Annotated in this window: 24 protein-coding genes; 17 read left to right on the top strand and 7 right to left on the bottom strand. The window is 71.9% G+C overall.

The window, feature by feature from the left end:
• The first annotated feature begins 46 nt into the window (after positions 1–46).
• Positions 47–892, top strand: a complete 846-nt coding sequence (locus BM064_RS02570) for an ion transporter (RefSeq protein ID WP_092857502.1) — start codon at positions 47–49, stop codon at positions 890–892.
• Between the two features lie 85 nt (positions 893–977).
• Here the strand turns inward: BM064_RS02570 and BM064_RS02565 are convergent, their stop codons facing one another.
• A complete protein-coding gene (locus BM064_RS02565; RefSeq protein ID WP_092857500.1) occupies positions 978–1,829 on the bottom strand; it encodes a VPLPA-CTERM sorting domain-containing protein in 852 nt (283 codons plus the stop codon).
• A gap of 256 nt (positions 1,830–2,085) precedes the next feature.
• On the opposite strand from BM064_RS02565, the gene BM064_RS02560 reads away from it, so the two are divergent.
• The 9 genes from BM064_RS02560 (at position 2,086) to BM064_RS02520 (ending at position 11,865) form a co-directional block, all read left to right on the top strand.
• Entirely contained in the window at positions 2,086–2,640 is a 555-nt protein-coding gene (locus tag BM064_RS02560; RefSeq protein ID WP_092857498.1) for a TRAP transporter small permease subunit, read from the top strand.
• Positions 2,637–3,962 carry a TRAP transporter large permease gene (locus BM064_RS02555; RefSeq protein ID WP_092857496.1) on the top strand — a complete coding sequence of 442 codons (1,326 nt, stop codon included), beginning with the start codon at positions 2,637–2,639 and terminating at the stop codon, positions 3,960–3,962. The genes BM064_RS02560 and BM064_RS02555 overlap by 4 nt, the downstream gene beginning before the upstream one ends.
• 58 nt (positions 3,963–4,020) lie before the next feature.
• Positions 4,021–5,058, top strand: a complete 1,038-nt coding sequence (locus BM064_RS02550) for a TRAP transporter substrate-binding protein (protein WP_092857494.1) — start codon at positions 4,021–4,023, stop codon at positions 5,056–5,058.
• A gap of 79 nt (positions 5,059–5,137) precedes the next feature.
• A complete protein-coding gene (locus BM064_RS02545; RefSeq protein ID WP_092857492.1) occupies positions 5,138–6,502 on the top strand; it encodes a glutamine synthetase family protein in 1,365 nt (454 codons plus the stop codon).
• Positions 6,503–6,883: 381 nt separating this feature from the next.
• The gene (locus BM064_RS02540) at positions 6,884–8,263 is read left to right on the top strand and encodes an aldehyde dehydrogenase family protein (RefSeq protein ID WP_092857490.1); all 1,380 of its coding nucleotides are present in this window, start codon (positions 6,884–6,886) and stop codon (positions 8,261–8,263) included.
• 2 nt (positions 8,264–8,265) lie between these two features.
• Positions 8,266–9,414: an iron-containing alcohol dehydrogenase gene (locus tag BM064_RS02535; RefSeq protein ID WP_092857488.1), complete on the top strand. Its 1,149-nt coding sequence runs from the start codon at positions 8,266–8,268 to the stop codon at positions 9,412–9,414.
• Between the two features lie 3 nt (positions 9,415–9,417).
• Positions 9,418–9,975 (top strand): hypothetical protein, encoded by a 558-nt coding sequence (locus BM064_RS02530; protein ID WP_092857486.1) that lies wholly within the window; start codon positions 9,418–9,420, stop codon positions 9,973–9,975.
• A 19-nt stretch (positions 9,976–9,994) separates the two neighbouring features.
• A complete protein-coding gene (locus BM064_RS02525; RefSeq protein ID WP_092857484.1) occupies positions 9,995–11,221 on the top strand; it encodes an amidohydrolase family protein in 1,227 nt (408 codons plus the stop codon).
• 200 nt (positions 11,222–11,421) lie between these two features.
• Entirely contained in the window at positions 11,422–11,865 is a 444-nt protein-coding gene (locus BM064_RS02520) for a DUF3830 family protein (RefSeq protein WP_092857482.1), read from the top strand.
• Between the two features lie 16 nt (positions 11,866–11,881).
• Here BM064_RS02520 and BM064_RS02515 read toward each other — a convergent pair whose 3' ends face one another.
• The 5 genes from BM064_RS02515 to BM064_RS02495 form a co-directional block, all read right to left on the bottom strand.
• Positions 11,882–12,376: a protein-tyrosine phosphatase family protein gene (locus BM064_RS02515; RefSeq protein WP_092857481.1), complete on the bottom strand. Its 495-nt coding sequence runs from the start codon at positions 12,374–12,376 to the stop codon at positions 11,882–11,884.
• Positions 12,377–12,413: 37 nt separating this feature from the next.
• Positions 12,414–13,334 carry a PAS domain-containing protein gene (locus tag BM064_RS02510; RefSeq protein WP_177236121.1) on the bottom strand — a complete coding sequence of 307 codons (921 nt, stop codon included), beginning with the start codon at positions 13,332–13,334 and terminating at the stop codon, positions 12,414–12,416.
• Positions 13,335–13,482: 148 nt separating this feature from the next.
• Positions 13,483–13,698 carry a hypothetical protein gene (locus tag BM064_RS02505; protein ID WP_092857477.1) on the bottom strand — a complete coding sequence of 72 codons (216 nt, stop codon included), beginning with the start codon at positions 13,696–13,698 and terminating at the stop codon, positions 13,483–13,485.
• 244 nt (positions 13,699–13,942) lie between these two features.
• A complete protein-coding gene (locus BM064_RS02500; RefSeq protein WP_092857475.1) occupies positions 13,943–15,058 on the bottom strand; it encodes an acyl-CoA dehydrogenase family protein in 1,116 nt (371 codons plus the stop codon).
• Complete coding sequence (locus tag BM064_RS02495; RefSeq protein WP_092857473.1) at positions 15,058–16,239, bottom strand: acyl-CoA dehydrogenase family protein; 1,182 nt, start codon at positions 16,237–16,239, stop codon at positions 15,058–15,060. Before BM064_RS02495 ends, BM064_RS02500 begins: the two co-directional genes overlap by 1 nt.
• Before the next feature lie 200 nt (positions 16,240–16,439).
• Here BM064_RS02495 and BM064_RS02490 point away from each other — a divergent pair, with 200 nt between their 5' ends.
• From BM064_RS02490 to BM064_RS02475, 4 genes are read left to right on the top strand one after another with little or no spacing between them, the layout of a single operon-like run.
• Entirely contained in the window at positions 16,440–17,822 is a 1,383-nt protein-coding gene (locus tag BM064_RS02490; RefSeq protein WP_092857471.1) for an acyclic terpene utilization AtuA family protein, read from the top strand.
• The gene (locus BM064_RS02485; protein ID WP_092857469.1) at positions 17,819–18,142 is read left to right on the top strand and encodes an AtuA-related protein; all 324 of its coding nucleotides are present in this window, start codon (positions 17,819–17,821) and stop codon (positions 18,140–18,142) included. Before BM064_RS02490 ends, BM064_RS02485 begins: the two co-directional genes overlap by 4 nt.
• 20 nt (positions 18,143–18,162) lie before the next feature.
• Entirely contained in the window at positions 18,163–18,633 is a 471-nt protein-coding gene (locus tag BM064_RS02480) for a MaoC family dehydratase (protein ID WP_092857467.1), read from the top strand.
• Between the two features lie 10 nt (positions 18,634–18,643).
• Positions 18,644–19,534 (top strand): HpcH/HpaI aldolase/citrate lyase family protein, encoded by an 891-nt coding sequence (locus BM064_RS02475; RefSeq protein ID WP_092857687.1) that lies wholly within the window; start codon positions 18,644–18,646, stop codon positions 19,532–19,534.
• A 102-nt stretch (positions 19,535–19,636) separates the two neighbouring features.
• Here BM064_RS02475 and mscL read toward each other — a convergent pair whose 3' ends face one another.
• Positions 19,637–20,080: a large conductance mechanosensitive channel protein MscL gene (gene mscL / locus BM064_RS02470; RefSeq protein ID WP_092857465.1), complete on the bottom strand. Its 444-nt coding sequence runs from the start codon at positions 20,078–20,080 to the stop codon at positions 19,637–19,639.
• 191 nt (positions 20,081–20,271) lie between these two features.
• Here mscL and BM064_RS02465 point away from each other — a divergent pair, with 191 nt between their 5' ends.
• The 3 genes from BM064_RS02465 (at position 20,272) to BM064_RS02455 (ending at position 23,980) form a co-directional block, all read left to right on the top strand.
• Entirely contained in the window at positions 20,272–20,973 is a 702-nt protein-coding gene (locus tag BM064_RS02465) for a glutathione binding-like protein (protein ID WP_092857463.1), read from the top strand.
• 532 nt (positions 20,974–21,505) lie between these two features.
• Complete coding sequence (locus tag BM064_RS02460; RefSeq protein ID WP_092857461.1) at positions 21,506–22,855, top strand: aminotransferase family protein; 1,350 nt, start codon at positions 21,506–21,508, stop codon at positions 22,853–22,855.
• A gap of 9 nt (positions 22,856–22,864) precedes the next feature.
• Positions 22,865–23,980 (top strand): NAD(P)/FAD-dependent oxidoreductase, encoded by a 1,116-nt coding sequence (locus BM064_RS02455; RefSeq protein ID WP_092857459.1) that lies wholly within the window; start codon positions 22,865–22,867, stop codon positions 23,978–23,980.
• Positions 23,981–23,984: the final 4 nt, after the last annotated feature.

The raw sequence follows: 23,984 nt of genomic DNA, 5'->3' as shown, positions 1-23,984 counted from the left end.
CGGGAACGCCCGTCCGCCGCCGCCGCCACCCGACCCGGAGACCGCCATGTCCGCCGCGCCCGCCCCCCTGCGAGACCGCCTGCGCGCCCTCGTCGAGGCCCCCGCCTTCGAGCGCATGATCATCGTGCTGATCGTGGTCAACGCCCTGATCCTGGGGCTGGAGACCTCGCCCACCGCCATGGCGGCCGTCGGACCCGCGCTGGTGGCGATCGACCGGGCGATCCTAGCGGTGTTCGTGCTGGAGCTGGCGCTGCGCTTCTACGTGCGGCGCCTGGCCTTCTTCCGCGATCCCTGGCGGATCTTCGACCTGGTGGTGGTCGGCGTCGCGCTGATCCCTGCCGCCGGGCCGCTGTCGATCCTGCGCGCCTTCCGCATCCTGCGGGTGCTGCGCCTGGTCTCGGCCGTGCCCTCGATGCGCCGGGTGGTCACGGGCCTGCTGCGCGCGATCCCGGGCATGGGCTCGGTCGTGCTGCTGATGAGCCTGATCTTCTACGTCTTCGCGGTGATGGCCACGAAGCTCTTCGGCGGCGTCTTTCCCGAATGGTTCCAGACCATGGGCGAGAGCGCCTACACGCTGTTCCAGGTGATGACGCTGGAGAGCTGGTCGATGGGCATCGTGCGCCCGGTGATGGAGGCGTTCCCCTACGCCTGGGCGTTCTTCGTGCCCTTCATCCTGATCACCTCGTTTGCGGTGCTGAACCTGTTCGTGGGCATCATGGTCGACGCCATGCAGACCCACCACGAAGCCGAGGACGAGGCGGCGGCCGAGAACGCGGCCTCCCCCCACCCCCACGGCGCCGCGGCCGAGACCCTGGCCGAGCTGCGCGCCCTGCGCGCCGAGGTGGCCGAGATGCGCGCCGAGCTGCGCGCGCGGCAGACCGGGGGCGCCTGAGCCGGGCGCCGGCCCGCATCGCGACGAAGACCGGCCCGGGCCGAGACCCGGGCCGCGTCGCGTCGCAGCGGCGCGGGTCCTGCGTTCAGCCCCGGCGCCGCACCCAGCCCGCCACGCCCAGCCCCGCCGCCAGCAGGAGGCCGGAGGCGGGCAGCGGAACCGCCGTCGCGGCGATGCCGTAGACGCTGAGCGTGCTGCCCGAGCCGCCGATCCAGTCGTAGTGATAGAGCCGGCCGTCGGCATAGGTCAGCCCGGCGTCCAGCCCGTCGAGGCCCAGGTCGAAGGCCGCGAGCTGCAGGCCCGTCGTCAGGTCGAACCGCCGGATCGAGGCGCTGCCGGCGTAGTCCAGCGCCCAGACCGCGTTGTGGTCGAGATCGATGGCGATGTCGCCGAGCCCCAGGCTCGTGTCCAGGGTCACCACCCGGTCGATCACGTCCGGCGTGGCGAGCGACGAGATGCGGATCTGGGTCAGCGCGCCCCAGGAGTAGCCGCCGCTGCTCTCGGTCCGGTAGAGCGTGCCGTCGCGCACGTCGATGGGATAGCCGCCGAAGGCCGCCGTCTCGCTCGAGAAGCCGGCGGGCGACCCGGCGGCTTTGTCCATCGCCAGCACGTCGAGGCCGCTGGAGTTGGCGGTGTAGTCGCTGAAGAAATAGCGCGTGCCGTCCGCGGCGACCGAGGTGGTGTGGGAATATCCGGTGGACCGCGCGCTCTGGATCGCGCCGGTCAGGTCGGTCGCGTGGATCGTGCCGACGCCCTGCTGGGCGAACAGCAGCTCGCCCGTCGCCTCGTCGTAGCCCAGCCCCTGCGGATGGAAGTTGGAGCCGCCCGCCGACAGCGCCGCATCCAGGCCGTAGCTCGCCACGAAGTCCAGCGTCGTCGCCTCGGCCGCCGTCGCCGCGCTTGTCGCCAGGATCGCCGCCATCGCCAGTCCGCGCATCTCACGCCCCTTCTCACGCCCCGCCGCCCGGTCGACGCCGGGTCCTTCCGTTAAGGCATATGAACAAAGCCGGCCGCCCGATGCAAGCGCGACGGGCCGCGCCGGCGGACGGCGGAGCGGGGACGCCCGCGACGCCGACGCGCCCGGAAATTGAGGGTGGACCAATGAAAAGGCCGCTCCCATAGTCGAGGCTTGTGCGCCGCACCACGCCCGATGCGCCCACCTGACGCCGGGGGGCCGACGCCGAGGGGAGATCATGCCGCCATTCGCCCGCGCCTACGTGCGCTGGATCGACAGGATCAACCGCGCCGTCGGCCGGGCCGCGATGTGGGGGATCTTCGCCCTGATCGGGGTCCTGTTCTGGTCGGCGATCTCGAAGGCCGCCTTCACCCCCTCGATCTGGACGCTGGAGGCGGCGCAGTTCCTGATGGTCGCCTATTACCTGCTGGGCGGCCCCTACTCGATGCAGACCGGGGACCATGTGCGCATGGACCTCGCCTACGGGCGCTGGTCGCCGCGGACGCGGGCGACGGTGGACGCGGTCACGGTCCTGTTCCTGGTCTTCTACCTGGGCTTCCTGCTGGCGGGCGGGATCAGCTCCACCGCCTATTCCATTGAGTTCGGGGAGCGGGCGCGCTCCCTGTGGCGGCCCTACATGTGGCCGATCAAGGTGGTGATGTGCGTGGCGATCGCGCTGATGCTGCTGCAGGCCGTCGCCCAGTTCATCCGCAATATCGCCGAGGCTCGCGGAACGCCCCTGCCCTCCGGCCTCGATCCGGTCCGCGACCATCTCGGCGAGGGCCCGGCATGAGCTATGAAGCCATCGCGCTGACCATGTTCGCCTCGATGATGGTGATGCTGTTCACCGGCCAGCGGGTGTTCGCGGCCATCGGGGCGGTGGCCGTGGCCTCGGCGGTGCTGCTGTGGGGGGGCGGCGGGTTCGAGCTCGCCTTCTCGTCGGCCATGAAGCTGATGCGGTGGTATCCGCTGCTGACGCTGCCGCTCTTCATCTACATGGGCTACATGATGTCGGAGAGCGGCATCGCCGACGACCTCTACGAGATGTTCCATGTCTGGTCGGGCGGCCTTCGCGGCGGACTTGCCGTGGGCACCATCGGGCTGATGGTGGCGATCTCGGCGATGAACGGGCTGTCGGTCGCCGGCATGGCCATCGGGGCGACCATCGCCATGCCCGAGCTGCTCAGGCGCGGCTACGACAAGATCATGGTGACGGGGGTGATCCAGGCGGGGTCCTCGCTGGGGATCCTGGTGCCGCCCTCGGTGGTGCTGGTGCTCTACGGCATGATCGCGCGGGCGCCGGTGGGGCAGCTGTGGCTGGCGGGGGCGATCCCGGGGCTGATGATGGCGGGCATGTTCATCGCCTACATCGTCATCCGCTGCCGGCTGCAGCCGGAGCTGGCCCCGGCGATGCCGGCGGAGGAGCGGGCGAAGATCACCCGGGCGGACAAGCTGCGCTCGCTTCGCGCCGGGATCTGGCCGCTCTTGATCTTCTTCTCGATGACCGGGCTGTTCGTGATGGGCTACACGAGCCTGGTCGAGTCCTCGGCCGTCGGCGCGGTGGCCGCGACGCTGGCCGCCCTGGTCAAGCGCCGGCTGAGCTTCCGCGTGCTGGAGGCGACCGTGCGCAAGACGCTCGGCATCTCCTGCATGTTCATGTGGATCATCCTCGCCGCGCTGTGCTTCGGCGCCGTCTTCGACGGGCTGGGCGCGGTGCGGGCGCTGGAGTCCCTCTTCACCGAGAAGCTGGGGCTGGGTCCGTGGGAGATCCTGATCCTGATGCAGCTGACCTACCTGATCATGGGCACGTTCCTCGACGACACCGCGATGCTGGTGATCGTGGCGCCGCTGTTCGTGCCGCTGGTGGCGTCGCTGGGCTTCGACCTGGTGTGGTATGGGGTGCTCTACACCATCACCTGCCAGGTCGCCTACATGACCCCGCCCTTCGGCTACAACCTGTTCCTGATGCGGGCCATGGCGCCGCCGGGGATCGACATCCACGACATCTACCGCTCGATCGTGCCCTTCGTGGGGGTGATGATCCTGGCCCTGGTCCTGGTGATGGTCTTCCCCCAGATCGCGCTGTGGCTGCCGGGGCTGGTCTACGGCAACTGAGGTCGAAGCAGAACGCGCCCGGCCAACGGGCGCAGCAACCAGCAGAGAGGTGAGACCGATGAACCAGAGAAGACAGTTCCTGAAGGGCGCGGGCCTCGCGGGCGTCGGCGCGCTGGCCGCGCCCTCGATCGTCAAGGCGCAGAGCCCGATCAAGTGGCGCTTCCAGACCTACGCCGGCGCGGCGCTGGGCGAGCATGTGACCAAGCCGATCATCGACGCGATCAACGCCGCTGCCGGCGGCGCGCTGGAGATCGAGCTGTTCTACGCCGACCAGATCGTGCCCACGGGCGAGCTGTTCCGCGCGCTGCAGAACGGAGTGATCGACGGGGTCCACTCGGACGACGACTCGATGGCGGCGCCGGTGGATATCTCCGTCTTCGGCGGCTATTTCCCGATGGCCACCAAGCAGATCATGGACGTGCCGGTGCTGTTCAAGCAGTACGGGCTCGCCGAGATCTGGACCGAGGCCTACGACGAAGTCGGCGTGAAGTGGCTGTCCGCCGCCGGCCAGGACCCGTGCCACTTCAACACCAAGAAGAAGATCACCTCGCTGGCCGACCTCTCGGGGCTGAAGCTCTACACCTTCCCCACGGCGGGCGAGTTCCTGGCCCAGTTCGGCGTGGTGCCGGTCTCGATCCCCTACGAGGACGCCGAGGTCGCGGTGCAGACCGGCGAGCTCGACGGCATGGCCTGGTCCGGGATCACCGAGGACTATACGGTCGGCTGGGCGGACGTGACCGACTACTTCCTGCTCAACAACATCTGCGGGGCCTGGATCGGCTCGTTCTACGTGAACCCCGACAGCTGGGGCCAGCTGACGCCGGAGCTGCAGCAGCTGGTGATGTCGTGCATCGACATGGGCCACTTCTACCGCACCCAGTGGTACTGGGGCGGCGAGGCGAAGCTGCGCGCCTCGGGCGAGAAGCTGGAGCTGACCGAGATCCCCGCCGAGGAGTGGAAGCAGGTCACCGAGGCCGCCAAGACCTTCTGGGACGAGAAGAGCCAGATCTCGGACCGGGCCTCGCGCGTCGTGTCGATCCTGCGCGAGTACAACGAGGTGATCGAGAAGGCGGGCCCGCCCTACGGCCTCGGCTGACGCTTCCGGCGCCTATTGACGAGGGGGGCCGTTCCGCGGCCCCCTTCCCGCATCCCGAACGACCCTGAAGAGGCGACCCATGCCCGGTAAACTGACCCTGGAAGAGCTGCGCGCCGCCGTCGAGACCGGCGAGATCGACACCGTCCTGGCGGTGCAGCCGGACATGCAGGGCCGCCTGATGGGCAAGCGCTTCCAGGCCGAGTTCTTCCTGGAGGGCGCGGTCGAGGAGACCCACTCCTGCAACTACCTCCAGGCGACCGACATGGAGATGGAGACGGTGCAGGGCTACGCCGCGACCTCCTGGGAGAAGGGGTATGGCGACTACATCATGAAGCCGGACCTCTCGACGCTGCGGCGGATCCCGTGGCTGGAGGGGACGGCGCTGGTGGTCTGCGACCTGCTCGACCACCACCACCACGCCGTCCTGCACGCGCCGCGCAACGTGCTGCGCGCGCAGGTGGAGCGGCTGGCGCACCGGGGCTGGACGGCGAACGCGGCGACCGAGCTGGAGTTCTTCCTGTTTCGGGAAAGCTACGAGGAGGCGCAGGCCAAGCGGCACCTCGGGATGACCACGATCAGCGCCTACAACGAGGACTACCACATCTTCCAGACCACCAAGGAGGAGGATGTGATGCGCGCGATCCGCACCCAGATGAACGCGGCCGACATCCCCATCGAGAACTCGAAGGGCGAGGCGGACGCGGGCCAGGAGGAGATCAACGTCCGCTACGCCGAGGCGCTGACCATGGCCGACCGGCACGTGATCCTGAAGAACGGGATCAAGGAGATCGCCTGGGCCAAGGGCAAGTCGGTGAGCTTCATGGCGAAATGGAGCTACGACCACGCCGGCAACTCCTCCCATGTCCACATGTCCCTCGCAGGGCCGGACGGGGAGCCGCTGTTCTACGATCCGGAAAAACCCTACGGGATGTCGGACCTGATGCGCGCGTTCCTGGCGGGCCAGCTCGCGCATGCGGCCGAGATGACGCTGTTCCTCGCGCCCTACATCAACAGCTACAAGCGCTTCGTGGCCGGCACCTTCGCGCCGACCAAGATCTGCTGGTCGATGGACAACCGCACCGCGGGCTTCCGGGTGGTGGGCGAGGGCACGAAGGCCGTGCGCGCCGAGTGCCGGATCGGCGGCGCCGACCTCAACCCCTACATGGCGATCGCGGCGATGATCGCGGCGGGGCTCGACGGCATCGACAAGGGCATGGAGCTGCCCCCCGAGCACCGCGGCGACGCCTACCAGACCGAGACGATCCCCGAGATCCCCGCCACCCTGCGCGAGGCGATGGAGCTGGCGCGCGGCTCGGCCTTCCTGCGCGGCGCTTTCGGGGACGAGGTGGTCGAGCACTACCTGCACGCCGCCCACATCGAGCAGATGGAAATGGACCGCCGCGTCACCGACTGGGAGCTCAAGCGCGGCTTCGAGCGCGCGTAAGCCGGCAGGGCGCCTCTGCGGCGGGCGGAGGGAGCCGCGGCGCGACGCGCGCGCCCGGGGCCCGCGGTCGGCCCGCCGCGGCGGGGCGGGCGGAGGCGCCGGAGGCGGCCGGCGCGAGCGGCGGGCCGGGGAGGCGGATCCCGCCGGACCTCGCGGTCGGCGGGGGGGAGCGGACCCTGCCGGACCTCGCGGGCGGCCGGCGTCGCGGCGCCGGCGGCGACCGTCGGGCGCCCCCCCGCCGTCGGCGGGGGCTGCGACGGCCGCGGCGCCCGGAGGCGGCGCCATGCACCGCACGCAAGGCAGGATCGCCTTGCAATCATCCCGCCCGCCGCGTCAGGGTTCCCCCGCCCGTCGCCGCGGGCGTCCATCGAGGGGAGGTCGATGACCCAGGTTCTCACGTGCGTGTCGCCCATCGACGGCTCGGTCTTCGCCGAGCGTCCCGTCGCCTCCCACGAGGCGGCCTTCGAGGCGATCGCCCATGCCCGCGCCGCCCAGGCCGACTGGGCCGCCCGCCCCCTGATCGAGCGCATCGCGCTGGTCGAGGCCGGGGTCGCCGCCCTCGACGCCATGTCCGACGAGATGATCCCGGAACTCGCCCGCATGATGGGCCGCCCGGTCCGCTACGGCGGCGAGATGGGCGGCGTGAAGGAGCGCGCCGGCGGCATGGCGAAGCTGGCGGGCGAGGCGCTGGCGCCGATCGTGGCCGAGAACTCCGCCGCCTTCGAGCGCCGCATCCTGCGCGAGCCCCACGGCGTGGTCTTCGTGATCGCGCCCTGGAACTACCCCTACCTGACCGCCATCAACACCGTCGCCCCCGCTCTGATCGCGGGCAACGCGGTGGTGCTGAAGCATGCCACCCAGACCCTGCTGGCGGGCGAGCGGATGGTGCGGGCGTTCGTGTCGGCCGGGATCCCGTCGCAGCTCTTCCAGAACATCTTCCTCGACCACGCCACCACCGAACGGCTGCTGTCCGAGCGCGCCTTCGACTTCGTGAACTTCACCGGCTCGGTCGCAGGCGGGCGCGCCATCGAGCGCGCCGCGGCCGGCACCTTCACGCCGATGGGGCTGGAGCTGGGCGGCAAGGACCCCGGCTACGTGCGCGCCGACGCCGACGTCGAGGCCGCGGCCGAGGGGCTGATCGACGGCGCCATGTTCAACTCCGGCCAGTGCTGCTGCGGGATCGAGCGGATCTACGTCCACGAGAAGCTCTTCGACGCCTTCGTCGAGAAGGCGGTCGAGATCGTCAACGACTACGTGCTCGGCAACCCGCTGGAGACGGGGACCACGCTCGGCCCCATGGCCAACGTGCGCTTCGCGAAAGTGGTGCGCGAGCAGACGGCCGAGGCCATCGCCGCCGGCGCCCGGCCGCTGATCAACCCCAAGGGCTTCCCCGACGACGGGGCGGCCTATCTCGCCCCGCAGATCCTGGTGAACGTCGACCACTCGATGTCGGTGATGCGCGAGGAGAGCTTCGGCCCGGTCGTGGGCGTCATGCCTGTGCGCCACGACGCCGAGGCGCTGCGGCTGATGAACGACAGCCCCTACGGGCTGACCGCCTCGCTGTGGACGAAAGACGCCGACGCCGCCGCCCAGATCGGGGCGGGGATCGAGACGGGGACGGTGTTCATGAACCGCTGCGACTACCTCGACCCGGCGCTGTGCTGGACGGGCTGCAAGGACACCGGGCGCGGCGGCGCGCTGTCCCAGATCGGCTTCCACAACCTGACCCGGCCGAAATCCTACCATCTGAAGAAAGGCTGACCATGGCCGCGCCGAGAGCGAACTGGAGCTACCCCACCGCCATCCGCTTCGGCGCGGGGCGGATCACCGAACTGGCCGAGGCCTGCGCCGCCGCCGGCATCTCGAAGCCGCTGCTGGTCACCGACCGGGGCCTCGCGCCCCTGCCGATCACCACCCAGGCGCTCGACCTGATGGAGGCCGCCGGCCTCGGCCGCGCGCTCTTCTCAGACGTCGACCCCAACCCGAACGAGGAGAACCTCGAGGCCGGCATCGACGCCTTCAACGAGGGCGGCCACGACGGGGTGATCGCCTTCGGCGGCGGCTCGGGCCTCGACCTCGGCAAGCTGATCGCGCTGATGGCCCGCCAGGCGATCCCGGTCTGGGACCTCGAGGACATCGGCGACTGGTGGACCCGCGCCGACGCGGCGGCCATCGCCCCCATCGTGGCGATCCCCACCACCGCCGGCACCGGCTCGGAGGTCGGGCGCGCGGGCGTGCTGACCAACTCGAAGACCCACGTCAAGAAGATCATCTTCCACCCCCGGCTGCTGCCCTCGGTGGTGATCTGCGACCCGGAGCTGACCGTCGGCATGCCGCGCGCGATCACGGTCGGCACCGGCATGGACGCCTTCGCCCATTGCCTCGAGGCCTACTGCTCCCCCCACTACCACCCGATGAGCCAGGGCATCGCGCTCGAGGGCCTGCGGCTGGTGTGGGAGAACCTGGCGACCGCCGTCGCGGAGCCCCGGAACCTCGAGGCCCGCGCCCACATGATGAGCGCGGCCGCCATGGGCGCCACGGCCTTCCAGAAGGGGCTGGGCGCGGTGCATTCGCTGAGCCACCCGATCGGGGCGCATTTCAACACCCACCACGGCATGACCAACGCGGTGTTCCTGCCGGTGGTGCTGGCGTTCAACCGCCCTGCCGTGGAGGCCCGGATCGAGGCGCTGGCCGCCTACCTCGGCATCCCCGGCGGCTTCGACGGCTTCATGGAGGCGCTCGTCGACTTCCGCGACCGGCTGGGCGTGCCGCCGACGCTGGTTGCGCTGGGCGTCGAGAACCCCGACATCGAGACGCTGGCGGCCGAGGCGGCCGAGGATCCCTCCTGCGGAGGGAACCCGGTCCCGGTCGACGCGGGCTCGCTCGCGGAACTCTACAGGAAGGCGATGTAACGGATGGCGCTCGGAGAGAACAAGGGCGGCGACGCCCCGGCCGGGAAGGGACGCGGCAAGGGCCGCGGCGCGAAGGCGGGCGGGCCGAAGGGCCGCAAGGGCGGTCAGGGCGGCAAGGGCGGGGCCGGCGGGGCCCGGCCGGCGCTGGCGGCGGCGTTGAAGCAGGCGCGGCTCGCCGCGCTCGCCTTCCGCCGGACCACCGGCCGTCCGCTGGGCGCGGCCGAGAGCATCGGCGCCCTCGAGGCCGTCCGCGCGCTGGGCCTCACGCTGGCCAGGCGCAACGCCGGCCATGACGCGACCGACGCCTCGGGCCGGCGGCTGAAGCTGCAGGTGCGCGGCGCCAAGGGCGACGTGAAGGGCCCCCTGCGGCTCGGCCCCGACAAGGCCGAATGGGACGCGATGGCGCTGGTGATGCTCGACGGGCGCTACCGCCTGCGCGCGGTGTTCGAGGCCGACCGCGCCGCGGTGAAGGCCGCCGCCGGCGACAAGCCGCGCCTGCCCGCGGCCGAGTTCCGCAAGGTGGCCAAGAAGGTCTGGGACGGCGAGGCGCCCGAGGAATGATGCGGAGGCGCGCGGCCGCATGACCCCCGACCTCGTCCTGCGCGGCCTGCGCCTGCCCGACGCGCCGGAGCGGGTGGTCGACGTCGCCGTGCGCGCCGGCCGCATCGCCGCGATCGCCCCCGAGATCGAGACCGAGGCGCCCTCCGAATCCTTCGGCGGGCGCCTCGCCCTGCCCGGCTTCGTCGAGAGCCACGTGCATCTCGACAAGTCCTGCCTGCTCGACCGGGTGGGCGGCGCGCCCGACCTGCCCTCGGCCATCGCCGCCGTGTCGGCCGCCAAGTCCGGCTGGACCGAGGAGGACGTCTTCGCCCGCGGCGCCCGCACGCTGGAGAAATGCATCGCCCAGGGCACGACCCGGATGCGCACCCATGTCGAGGCGGACCCCCGCATCGGCCTGCGCGGCTTCCACGCGGTCAAGGCGCTGAAGCACGAGTACGCCTGGGCGATCGACCTGCAGATCTGCGTGTTCCCCCAGGAGGGGCTGACCAACGATCCCGGCACGGACCCGCTGCTGGTCGAGGCCTGCGCGACGGGGGCCGAGGTGATCGGCGGCTGCCCCTACACCGACGCCGACCCCCACGCCCAGATCGCCCGGATCTTCGACCTGGCCGCCGAGTTCGACCTCGACGTCGACTTCCACCTCGACTTCCACCTCGACCCCGCGCGCATGGACCTGGGCGAGATCTGCCGGGTCACCGAGGCCCGCCGCTGGGGCGGCCGCGTCGCCGTCGGCCACGTCTCCGCCCTCTCCGCCCTGCCGCCGGCCGAGGCGCTGGCCTGGGCGCGGCGCATGGCCGACGCGGGCGTGGCGCTGACGGTGCTGCCCTCGACCGACCTGTTCCTGATGGGCCGCGAGCACGACCGCCTGACGCCCCGGGGCGTCGCCCCTGCGCACGCCTTCCACGCGCAGGGCTGCCGCTGCTCGCTGGCGACCAACAACGTGCTGAACCCGTTCACGCCCTTCGGCGACGGCTCGTTGCTGCGCATGGCGAACCTCTACGCCAACGCCGCCCAGCTCGGCTCGGCCGAGGCGTTCCGCACCTGCCTGTCGCTGGTCACCGACCAGCCGGCGGCGCTGATGAACCTCGCCGACTACGGCCTCGCCCCCGGCATGGCCGCCGACGTGGTGATCCTGGACGCCCCCACGCCCGAGGCCGCGGTCGCCGAGCTCGCCCCGCCCGTCGCCGTCTACCGCGCCGGCCGCCGAACGGTGACCCGCCCCCTCCCCACGCTTCACCGCCCGTAACCCGGGCGCCCTGGCGCCCCCCGGGCGGCCGCCGCGAAGCGCCTGTTCTTCGGCGAGTCGGGAGCGTCCCGCCCCCTCCCCGCCCCCGATCCCCGCGGCTCCCCCCCGCTTGACCCCTCCGCCCGCACAGGACAAAGCCTTGATCGGCCACGCGCTCCTCGCGCCCGGCCGTCGTCGTCCTGCCGCTCGGAGGAGCCCCCATGACCACCCTCGCCATCACCGCCGGACCGTTCCGCTTCCTGGGCGTCCTGAACGAGGCGCAGTGCCCGCTGACCTGCGCGAAGATCCGCGAGGCGCTGCCCTTCGACGGCCAGGCGATCCACGTGCGCTGGTCGGGGGAGGCGGTGTGGGCGCCGCTGGGCGACCTCGACTTCGGGGTGCCCTACGAGGACGCGACCTGCCATCCAGCGCCGGGCCAGTTCCTGCTGTTCCCGGGCGGCAAGGGCAAGGTTTCGGAGACCGAGATCCTGCTCGCCTACGGGCCCTGCAGCTTCGCCTCCAAGGCCGGGCCTCTGGCGGGCAACCCGTTCGCGACCATCGTCAGCGGACTGGACAAGCTCAAGGAGCTGGGGCCGATGACCCTGTGGAAGGGCGCGCAGACGCTGAAGATCGAGCTCGCCGAAGGCGCGACGCAGGCCGACTGAGCCGGGGCCGCGCGCCTCATCCCCGGTCCAGCGCCACGACCTCGTCGATGAAGACGCGCTGGGCCGGGGTGTCGGGGATCTCGAGCCCCCGGGCGCGGGACACGGCGGCGACCGCCGCCTCGGCCGAGCCCAGGAACCGCGCCGCCACGCAGGCCGCCGCCATGCCCGAGCGGCCGATGCCCGCCCGGCAGTGAACCGCGACGCCGCGGCCGGCGGCGATCTCGGCCGCGAGCTCGTCGACGAGGGCTGCGAACAGCGCCGGCCCCGGCAGGCCGAAGTCGCGGATCGGGAAGCTGCGGAAGGCGATCCCGGCGGCCGCGCAGGCCGCCGCCTCGTCCTGCAGGCCGAGGCGCAGCGCCTCCTCCGCCGGCAGCATCGAGACCAGCAGGTCCACGCCCTCCTCGCGCATCGCGCGCAGCTCGCTCGCCAGCCCCCGCCCCCCCGAGGGCGCGGGGCCGATGAACAGGACGCCGGGGCCGGGGCCCGGGATCGCGTGGATCTCGGCGCTCACGGCGTCGGGGCCCGGGCCGGCGCGGCGGGGACGCGGTTCATTGCGCCCGGCGCATCACGCAGACGAAGACGTCGGGCTCGGGCAGCCAGGTGGTGGTGCAGTCGACCTCGACCACCGAGCCGTCGCGCGCCAGCCGCGGGCCGGTGCAATGGGCGACGCCCTTGCGGCGCGCCTCGGCGATGTGGACCCACAGGCGGCCCTGCTCGGCGCCGTCCTCGGGGGCCAGGCGTTCCATCGGTTGGCCGACGATCTCGCCCGGGCTCCAGCCCAGCAGGTCGGAGGCGGCGCCGCGCCAGTCCATCACCAGCCCGGCCGTGTCGACCACCGCCAGCGCGGCGCCGGGAAGGGCGGCGAGCAGCATGTCGATCACGCCCTGGGCCACCGCGGCCTCGCGCGAGAGCTGCTCGACCTCGCCGATGTTGGTGAACACCACGCCGATCCAGCCGCGGGCGTTGGGGATCGGGAAGATGTTCATCTCCAGCCGGCGGCCGTCGCGGATCACCGAATCCCACGACAGCCGGCGCGGCCGGCCCTGGGCGCGCACGCCCTCGATGATCTCGACCATGCCGCTGCGCCCGACGTTGGGCAGCGCCTCGTGCCAGGCGCGGCCCAGCAGATCCTCGCGCGCGCGGCCGAAGTAGAACTCGGCCACGCGGTTGACCGCGGCGAAGCGGTCGTCCTGGTCGAGGGCGATGAAGCCCTCCTCCATCTCGTCGAGCACGAAGGAGATGCCGTCGACCCGCGGCGGGTCGGCGGCCGCGCCCTCGCCGCCCAGCGCCTCGTACTGCTCGGGCGAGAGCAGGATCATCCGGGCGCGGCCGTGGTGGGTCAGGGTGATCGGTCCGCCGGCCACCTCTTCCTGCAGGCGCCCGAAATTGCGCGTGGCCTCCGCGGCGGTGATCGTGCGGTCTTCCTTCAGCCGGTCGAAGGAGCTGTCCTTCAAGGCTCGGTGCGGCATGTCCGCGTGTCCCCAAATGCGGCGCGACCCGCATCCCCTGCAGGCCGCGCCCTGTCGCGAAGTGGTCTGTTGCGCAATGCTACCTGAAATCATGGAGTTTACAAGCGCCGCCGCGATCCGACCCCCGGACCGCGGCGGCGCTCAGCCGTCAGCGGCCGGCGAAGAGCGATGCGCAGATCGAGGCTGTGCCCACTCCGATCACCGCGGCGAAGAACATGGTCATTCCAGGAGAAACGTCCCAGTTTTCCATGAGGTTGGGCGCTCCCCCGCCAACCTTGACCCACTTCGCCTCGAAGGACCAGGCCGCCTGGGCGGCCAGGGTCGTGCAGGTCGCCACGATGCTCCCGATGCCGATCCGAACCATGTTCCAGTCCTCCGCTCTCTCGCCGCCGCGCGGCTGTTTTCCGCTGACCCCAGCGAACGAAAACCTTTTTCCACGCAATTTGCGCGGTTTCAAGATCTTTTTGCGCAAATTGCGCAGAGTGCGTAATTTCGCGGAAAATATCCCGTGACCCCTGCGTCAAGTCGCCGAAAACAAAACGCCCCGCACGCGGAGCGTGCGGGGCGCGGGGCGTCTTCGGCGCCCCGGAGGGCGCGGTGGGGCCGGATCAGTAGCCGCTGAGGGAGGCGAATCGATTCGCGTGGAATCGCTCGTCGCCGAACAGCTGGGCCGCCGGCCGGGCGCGCTTCATGAACAGGCCGATGTCGAAGGCGTCGGTCATGCCCACGCCGCCGTGGAGCTGCACGCCCTCGTTGGTCGCCAGGTCCGCCACCGCCGCCGCCTTGGCCTTGGCGGCCGAGACCAGCCGCGGCAGGCCCTCGACCCCCTCGTCCAGCCCGGACAGGGCCGCCAGCACCAGCGAGCGCGCCTGCTCGATCTCCCCGAACAGGTGGGCGGCCCGGTGCTGGATCGCCTGGAAGGAGGCGATGGTGACGCCGAACTGCCTGCGCTCCTGCACGTAGGCGAGCGTGTCCTCGAAGGCCTTGCCGGCGACGCCGATCAGCTCGGCCGCGAGATGGGCGTTGCAGATGTCCAGCAGCCGGGCCAGCGCCTCGGCCCCCTGCCCGACCTCGCCCAGCGCCCGGGCGGGCGTGGCCTCGAAGCGCAGGATCGCGGTGGCGCGGCTGTCGGCCATCTCCACCGGCTCGACCTCCAGCCCCGAGGCGCCGGCCTCGACCAGGAACAGGCCGGTCGCGCCGTCGGGCGTCGCGGCCGAGACCACGATCAGCCCGGCGATGGAGCCGTCGGCCACGTTCGACTTGGCGCCGGTGATCGCGAAGCCGTCGCCCGAGGGCGCGGCGGTCGTGGCCGGGGCCTTGCCGGTGTGGCGCACGCTCTCGTCCACCGCCAGCGCGCAGAGCAGCTCCCCGGCGGCGATCTTCGGCAGCAGCTCGGCCTTCTGGGCGTCGGAGCCCGCCAGCATCACGGCGGAGGCGCCCGCCACGCCGGTGGCGAACAGCGGCGAGGCGGCCAGCGTGCGCCCGCCCGCCTCCATGATCTGGCCCATGGCGACATGGCCGAAGCCGGCGCCGCCGTGTTCCTCAGGGATCAGGGCCCCCGGAAAGCCCATCTCGGCCATCGCGGCCCAGGTGGGGGCGTCGAAGGCGTCGCCCTCGCCGTCCCGCAGGGCGCGGAGCTGCGCGACCGGGGCCTTCTCGGCCATGAAGCGCATCGCCGCCTCGCGCAGCATCTTCTGTTCGTCGTCGAGAACCAGCGTCGCCATCACTTCATCCCCAGAACGTTCTTCGCGATGATCCCGAGCTGGACCTCGGAGGTGCCGCCCTCGATCGAGTTGGCCTTGGAGCGCAGCCACTCCTTCGCGAGCGCCCCGCCCTTCCAGGCCTGGCCCTCCCAGGCGAGGCCGCCCATGCCCTCGGCGGCCACCTTCAGCTCCAGCCGGCGCTTGTTGAGCTCGGTGCCCGCGTATTTCAGCAGGGCCGAGTAGTGACCCACGCCCTCGCCGGCCTTGGCCTCGTCCTTGGCGCGCTCGAGCGTCAGGCGGAAGCCGAGCTGGTCGATCTCCCATCTCGCGATGTCGGCGCGCAGGACCGGGTCGTCGAGCCGGCCCTGCTCGTCCGCCCCCACCGCATCCAGCGACTGCACCCCCAGCGCGTCCACGGCCGAGGCGTCGCCGCCGATGGCCGAGACCATCTCGCGCTCATGGGTCAGGATGTACTTGGCGTAGGTCCAGCCCTTGTTGACCTCGCCCACCACTTGGGTCTTGTCGGCCTTCACGTCGGTGAAGAAGGTCTCGCAGAACACCGAGGCGCCGGAGATCAGGCGGATCGGCCGCGCCTCGACGCCCGGCGTCTCCATGTCGAAGAGGATCAGGGTGATCCCCTCCTGCTTCTTGCCCTCCCACGAGGTGCGCACCAGGCAGAAGATCCAGTCGGCCTTGTGGGCATACGAGGTCCAGATCTTCTGGCCGTTGATCAGATAGTGATCGCCCTTGTCCTCGGCCTTGGTCTGCAAAGCGGCGAGGTCCGAGCCCGCGCCCGGCTCCGAATAGCCCTGGCACCAGCGGATCTCGCCGCGGCAGATCTTGGGCAGGTGCTGCTGCTTCAGCTCCTCGGAGCCCCACTTGATGATCGCGGGCCCGACCATCGAGATGCCGAAGCTCTTCAGCGGCTCGCGGGCGTTGATGCGGGCCATCTCCTCGCGCAGGACCTTGGCCTGCTCGGGGCTCAGGCCGCCGCCGCCGTACTGCTCGGGCCAGGTGGGGGCGGTCCAGCCCTTCTCGGCCATCCGCTCCAACCACAGGCGCTGGTCGTCGTTCTTGAACTCGGCGTTGCGGCCGCCCCAGCAGATGTCTTTCTCGCTGCGCACGGGCTCGCGCATCGAGGCGGGGCAGTTCTCCTCCAGCCAGGCGCGCGTTTCGGCCCGGAAATCTTCCAGATCGAACATGGGTCTCCTCCCTTCCGCGCCGGTTGCGAGGCGCGTGACATTCCCGAGGGTATGTCATCGGCGGGCGGAGGGGAAGACGCGCGCGTCAGGGACGGCGCGACATGCCGTACCGAGGTCTCGAAAGCCGCGCGCCCGGGCGTTTTCCTTGCAGCGGCCCGGCGTCCGTGGCAGCGATCGGGGGAACGAGCCAGGGAGGAGACATGGCCGATCCGATCCAGCCGCCGGCGCGCTCCGGCGGACGTCGCGTGCGCATCGGCTGCGGCGCCGGCTTCTCCAACGACCGCATCGACCCGGCCCGCGACCTGGCGGAGCGCGGCGCGCTCGACTTCCTGTTCTTCGAATGCCTGGCCGAGCGCACGCTCGCCAACGCCCACGCCCTGCGCGCCGCCGACCCTCGGGCCGGCTACGACCCCTGGCTGCGCAAGCGGATGGAGGCGGTGCTGCGCCCCTGCCGCGAGGCGGGCACGCGGGTGATCTCCAACATGGGCTCCGCCAATCCCGCCGCCGCCGGCGAGGCGGTGGCCGAGGTGGCCCGCGCGCTGGGCCTCCAGGGCCTCAAGGTGGCGGTGGTCGAGGGCGACGACGTCGCAGCCCACATGACCCCGGACCTGGAGCTGATGGACGGCGAGGGCCGCCTCGGCGACGTCCCCCTGCGCATGACCGGCGCCAACGCCTACCTGGGCCACGAGCCGATCCGCCAGGCGCTGGAGGAGGGCGCCGAGGTGGTGATCACCGGCCGCTGCGCCGACCCCTCGCTCGCCGTGGGGCCGCTGGCGCACGCCTTCGGCTGGGCGCCGGACGACTGGGCGCGGCTGGGGGCCGGGACGCTGGTGGGGCACCTGCTGGAGTGCTCGACCCAGGTCACGGGCGGCTACTACGCCGATCCCGGGCGCAAGGACGTGCCGGGCCTCGCCTTCCTCGGCTTCCCCTTCGCCGAGGTCGCCGAGGACGGCTCCGCCACGATCGGCAAGCTTGACGGAACCGGCGGGCTGGTCAGCCGCGGCACGGTGCTCGAGCAGATGCTCTACGAGGTGCACGACCCCGCCGCCTACCTGACCCCCGACGTGACCGCCGATTTTTCCCAGGTGCGGCTCGAGGAGCCCTCGAAGGACCGGGTTTCCGTCTCCGGCGGCTCCGGCCGGACCCGCCCCGAGACGCTGAAAGTCACCATCGGCTTCGACGGCGGGTTCCTGTCCGAGGGAGAAATCTCCTACGCCGGCCCCAACGCCCTGGCCCGCGCGAAGCTGGCGGGCGAGGTGATCGAGACCCGGATGCGCGAGGTCCACGGCCACCAGGGCCCGATCCGCACCGACTTCATAGGCCTCGCCTCGCTGCACGGCTCCGCCCGCGACCCCGACGCGCCCCCGCCCTACGAGCCCTCGGAGGTGCGCCTGCGCATGGCGCTGCGCACCCACGAGCGCGACCTCGCCGAGGCGCTGCCGCGGGAGGTGGAGGGCGCCTGGCTCTCCGGCCCCGCCGGCGGCGGCGGCGCCCGCGGCCGGGTGACGCCGGCGGTGACCACCCGATCCGCCCTGCTGCCCCGGGACCTGGCGCGGCCGACCGTTCGGATGATCACGGCATGAAGGTCCGGCTGCACGAGGTCGCCTCGGCCCGCGCCGGGGACAAGGGGGACGTCTCCTCCATCGCGCTCTTCTGCGACGACGCCGCCGTCTTCGAAGCCGTCCGCGCCCAGGTCCCGCCCGAGCGGCTGACGAAAGAATTCCCGCGCCTGTTCCGCGGCCCCGTCCGCCGCTACGAGATCCCGCACCTGCACGTCCTGAACTACGTCATCGAGCGAGGGCTGGAGGGCGGCGTCAACGCCTCCCTGAACCTCGACGCCCACGGAAAATCGTTCTCGTTCCTGCTGCTGGAACTGGAGATCGACCTGCCCGCACCCGAATAACCGACAAGGAGGAGAGCGCCATGCCCGGCGTCTGGTTCGACGAGCTCAAGGTGGGCCAGGTCTTCGACCACCCGATCCGCCGCACGATCACCGAGACGGACAACGTCCTGTTCACGACGATGACCCACAACCCGGCGCTGCTGCACCTCGACGAGGAGTACTGCCGGACCCAGACCGAGTTCGGCCAGCGGATCGTCAACTCCTGCTTCACGCTCAGCCTGATGGTGGGGATCTCGGTCAACGACACCACGCTGGGGACGGCGGTCGCCAACCTCGGCTGGGACGACGTGCGCTTCCCCAAGCCCCTGTTCCACGGCGACACCATCCGCGTGGAGACCGAGGTGCTGGAGCTGCGGGAATCGAAATCCCGCCCCACGCAGGGCATCGTCACCTTCGAGCACCGCGCCTACAACCAGAAGGGCGAGCTGGTGGGCATCTGCAAGCGCTCCGGCCTGCAGCTCAAGCGCCCCGCGGCGAAGATGGAGGCCTGAGCCCGTGGAGATGACCCCGCGCAGCTGGCTGTTCATCCCCGGCGACAGCGAGAAGAAGCTCGGCAAGGCCGACGCCACCGGCGCCGACGCGCTGATCCTGGACCTCGAGGACTCGGTCGCCCCCGAGCGCAAGGCCGAGGGCCGCGCCCTGACCCGCGCCCATCTCGACGCGCGGCCCCGGGGCTCGCGCGCGCCGCTCCTCTACGTGCGCGTCAACGCGCTCGACGAGGGCGCCCTGCAGGACCTCGCCGCGGTGATGCCCGCGGCGCCGGACGGGATCATGCTGCCCAAGGCCCGCGACGCGGCCGACCTGGTGCACCTCGGCCGCTGGCTGGATGCGTTCGAGGCGGCGAACGGGCTCGAGATCGGCGCCACCCGGATCATCCCGGTGATGACCGAGACGCCCGAGGCCGCCCTGCGCCTGATCACCTTCACCGAGGTGAAGCTGCCCCGCGTCATCGCCCTCACCTGGGGGGCCGAGGACCTGTCGGCCGCGCTCGGCGCCTCGACCAACCGCGCGCCGGACGGACGCTGGGCGCTGACCTACCGGATGGCGCGCTCGAACCTGCTGCTGGCGGCGAAGGCGGCGGGGGTGGCGCCGATCGACACGCTCCACGCCGACTTCCGCGACGAGGCCGGCCTGCTGGCCGCCTCCGAGGAGGCCGCGACCGAGGGCTTCCTGGGCCGCCTCGCCATCCACCCCGCGCAGGTGGCGCCGATCAACCGCGCCTTCGCGCCGTCCGAGGCCTCGGTCGCCCATGCCCGCCGCGTGGTGGAGGCGTTCGAGGCCAATCCCGGCGTCGGCACGGTGGGGCTCGACGGCAAGATGATCGACATCCCCCACCTGCGCCAGGCCCGCCACGTGCTGGCCCTGCACGCGGCCATCGCCTCGCGGGTCTGACGCGGGGCCTTCGGGCGCGCGCCCGGACATCCTCGGGCGCGCCGCTCGCGGCGCGCCCCTGCCCGCCTGCAGGTCGCCTGCGCGACGACGGCCCGAAGTGCTTCAGCCCGAGACCGGGCGGTCCCTGAGCAGGTCGCGGATCTCGGACAGCAGCTTCACGTCCGCCGGCGGCTCGGGCTCGCCCGGGGGGGTGGCGTCCTCGGTCGGCGGCTCCAGCTCGCGCTTCAGCCGGTTCACGGCGCGGACCACGAAGAACAGCACCCACGCCACGATCAGGAAGCTGATGCAGGCGTTGATGAAGACGCCGTAGGTGATCACCGCCAGCCCCTGCTCCTTGGCCTCGACCGCCGAGGCGACCTCCTGGCCCGAGAGGTTCACGTAGAGGCCCGAGAAGTCGATCCCCCCGGTGAACAGCCCCAGGATCGGGTTGACGATGTCGTCCACGAAGCTCTTGACGATGGTGGTGAAGGCGGCGCCGATGACGATGCCCACGCCCATGTCCACCACGTTGCCCTTCACGGCGAACGCCTTGAATTCCTTCAGCATGAATAGGCTCCCCTGCTTGCCGCCCGTCTCGTTCCTGCCTACGCCTCGGCGCGGGCGCGCACAAACCGTTTCCGCCGCCGGGATTGCGTTTCGCGCCCGCCGGCACAGGTGAGGCAGGGCGGCCCGCGCCGCCCCTCCCCTGCGGGCCGCCGCCGCGGCCCCGCCCCCCGATCCCAGCGAAAGGCGCCCCGATGGCCGACCTCTCCGCCTTCCCGATCACCCGCAAGTGGCCCGCCGCCGACCCGACGGTCCTGCAGCTCTACTCGCTACCCACGCCCAACGGCATCAAGGTGGGCGCGATGCTCGAGGAGACCGGCCTGCCCTACGAGGCCCACCTGGTCGACTTCGGATCGAACGACCAGATGTCGCCCGAGTTCCTGTCCCTGAACCCCAACAACAAGATCCCCGCGATCCTGGACCCCGACGGCCCCGGGGGCCCGCTGGCGCTGTGGGAGTCGGGCGCGATCCTGGTCTACCTGGCTGAGAAGACGGGGAAATTCCTGCCCTCCGCGCCCGCCGCGCGCTACGAGACGCTGCAGTGGCTGATGTTCCAGATGGGCGGCGTCGGGCCGATGTTCGGCCAGTTCGGCCATTTCTTCAAGTTCGCCGCCGACAAGGTCTCGGACCCCTACCCCGAGACCCGCTACGCCGACGAGAGCCGCCGCCTGCTGGCGGTGCTCGACGCCCGGCTCGCGTCGCGCGACTTCATCATGGGCGAGGCCTACACGATCGCCGACATGGCGGCCTGGCCCTGGGTGCGCACGCTGGGCGGCTTCTACGAGGCGTCCGAGCGCCTGTCCCTCGACGACTTCCCCCATGTCGGCGCCTGGCTCGCCCGCTGCCTCGCCCGCCCCGCCTCGCAGGCCGCCCTGACCATCCCCGCGAAGCCCTGACCCTCGCCGGGGAGCGCCCCCGCGCTCCCCGCCCGGCGCCTCCGCGCCGCCGGTTGCAGAGTTGACAGCTGTCAACTCTGCTCCCCCCAAGCGCGCCCTCCCCCATCCGGGCGCCCCGGCGCAACGCCGGGGCCTCCTTGCAGAGCGCCTGTTCTCCGGAGCCGTCCATCGCGGATGCCGATCAGAGCGACTCGGCGGGGGTGGTCAAGGATCGCGCAGCGACCGCGCTTGCGCGGCTTGTCCTTGCCCCCCCCCGCCGAGTCGCTCAGGCATCAGACGCGATGGACGGCTCCGGAGGACAGGCGCGGGGCTTGTTCTTGGGTGAGTCAGGAGCCCGCCGGAGGCTCCCGCCTTCCGACCCTCCCGAAAGACCTCCCCCCAGGCGCCCCCCAGCCAAGCCCGCCCGCAGGGCGCCTGCAGTCCGGTCCTCCACGTTCCGCCCTCATCGCCCTGCGCCGAGGCGTCGCCGTTGACGCGCCGCCCCCCGGCGTGGACGACTGGCGCCTCCCTTGCGCCCTCCGGTGACCTTCCCATGACCGACGCCGCCCCTCTCCCCCCCTCCCGCCTGTTCTTCCAGAGCCGCGTGCGCCGCCCGCGCATGGCGAAGGCCGAGGGCGTCTACGTCTGGGACCAGCAGGGACGCCGCTATCTCGACGGTTCCTCGGGGGCGATGGTCTCCAACATCGGCCATTCGGACCCGCGGGTGCTGGACGCCATGCGCCGGCAGATGGAGCAGGGCACCTTCGGCTACCGCCTGCATTTCGAGACCGAGGCCGCCGAGCGCCTCGCCGACATGACCTGCGCCCTGGCGCCCGAGGGCTTCGAGAAGGTGTTCTTCGTCTCCGGCGGCTCCGAGGCCGTGGAGGGCGCGATCAAGCTCGCCCGGCAATGGGCCTGGGCGACCGAGCAGCGCTCGCGCTGGAAGGTGATCTCGCGCACGCCCTCCTACCACGGCTCCACCCTCGGCGCGCTCGCCCTCTCCGGCTACCGCCCCCTGACCGAGCCCTTCGAGGCGATGATGCGCCCGATGCCCAAGGTCCCCGCGCCGCGCGCCTGGCTCGACGGCCTGCCGATGGACGACCCCGCCACCGGCGCCCATTACGCCGCGATGCTGGAGGCGAAGATCCTCGAGGAAGGCCCCGAAACCGTGCTCGCCTTCATCCAGGAGCCGGTGGGCGGCGCCTCCACCGGCGCCCTGGTCCCGCCGGCGGGCTACATGGAGGCGGTGCGCGAGATCTGCACCCGCCACGGCGTCCTGCTGATCCACGACGAGGTGATGTCCGGGGGCGGGCGCACGGGCAGGTTCTGGGGCGGCGACAACTGGAACGCGGCCCCTGACCTGATCGCCGTCTCCAAGGGCTACGGCGCGGGCTACGCGCCGCTGGGCGCGGTGACCGCCCATGACCGCATCGTGCAGCCGGTGCTCGCCTCGGGCGGCTTCCCGCATGGGCATACCTACGCCGGCAACCCGCTCGCCTGCGCCGCGGGCGTGGCGGTGCTGGAGGTCATCGAGCAGGACGGCCTGCTGGCCAACGCCTCCCGCATCGGCGAGGTCCTGAAGGCCCGCCTCCAGGCCCTCGCCCAACGCTTCCCCTTCATCGGGGACGTGCGCGGCCTGGGCCTGCTGCTGGCCTTCGAGATGGTCTCGGACCGCGAGACCCGGGCGCCGCTGCCCAAAAACCTCGACGCCTACGAGCGGCTGGTGGATCTCGCCTATGCCGAGGGGCTGATCGTCTATTCCCGCCGCTCGCGGGGAACCGAGGGCGACCACATCCTGGTCTGCCCGCCGATGATCTCGACCGAGGCCCATGTCGACGAGATCATCGAGAAACTGACCACGGCCCTGACCCGCTTCGCCGCCGAGGCGGGCCTGCCGGCCTGAAAGGACCTTATGACCGAGACCTCCGACATCCTGGTGATCGGCGCCGGCATCGCCGGCGTCGGGGCGGGCGCCATGGCCGCCGCCCGCGGCGCCTCCGTCGCCGTGCTGGAGGCGGAGCCGACCCCCGCCTACCACACCACCGGCCGCTCGGCCGCGATCTACATCCGCAACTACGGCGGCCCGGTGCTGCGCGCCGTCTCCGACGCCGCCCACCCCGCCTTCATGGACCCCGAGGGTTTTTCCGGCGGCGCGATCGAGGGCGCCCTCCTCTCCCCGCGAGGCGTGCTGACCATCGCCACCGAGGCGGACCTGCCCGCGCTCGAAGCCTCCTTCGCCGAGGCCAAGGGCATGGAGCGCCTGACGGGCGCCCAGGCCGAGGCGCTGTTCCCCCTCCTCAAGAAGGGCCGCATCGCCGCCGCCAGCTACGAACCCCAGGCCGCCGACATCGACGTCGACCGCCTGTTCCAGGGTTTTGCGAAGATGCTCCGCCGCGACGGCGGCCGCATCGTCGTGAACGCCCGCGCCGGGAGGATCGAGCGCCGCGGCGACGCCTGGCGCGTCGAGACCCCCGCCGGCGCCTTCGAGGCGCCCGTCCTGGTCGACGCCGCCGGCGCCTGGGCCGATCCGGTCGCCGAGATGGCCGGCGCCAGGCCCCTCGGCATCGTTCCAAAACGCCGCTCCGCCGCGATCCTCCCCCTGCCCCCCGGCATGGAGTCTTCCCGCTGGCCCCTGATCGACCCGGTCGCCTTCGACTGGTACGCCAAGCCCCAGTCCGGCGCCCTGATGGTCTCCCCCGCCGACGAGGACCCCGTGGCGCCCATGGACGCCTGGCCCGACGACATGGTGCTGGCCGAGGGCCTGGACCGCTTCTCGCAGGCCATGGACTACGAGGTCACGCGCGTGGAGCGGTCCTGGGCCGGCCTGCGCAGCTTCGCCCCGGACGAGGTCCCGGTCGTCGGCTTCGCCCCCGAGACCCCCGGCTTCTTCTGGCTCGCCGGCCAGGGCGGCCACGGCATCCAGACCTCGCCCGCCCTCTCGGCGCTGGCGGGAGCGCTGGCGACCGGCGCCGCGCCGGAGCTCGCCCCGGAGGTCGTCGCCGCCCTCTCCCCCGCCCGCTTCGCCTGAAGGC

Source organism: Albimonas pacifica (genome assembly GCF_900113695.1).
GTDB classification, from domain to species: Bacteria; Pseudomonadota; Alphaproteobacteria; order Rhodobacterales; family Rhodobacteraceae; genus Albimonas; species Albimonas pacifica.
This window is presented reverse-complemented; position numbering and strand designations above follow the sequence as displayed.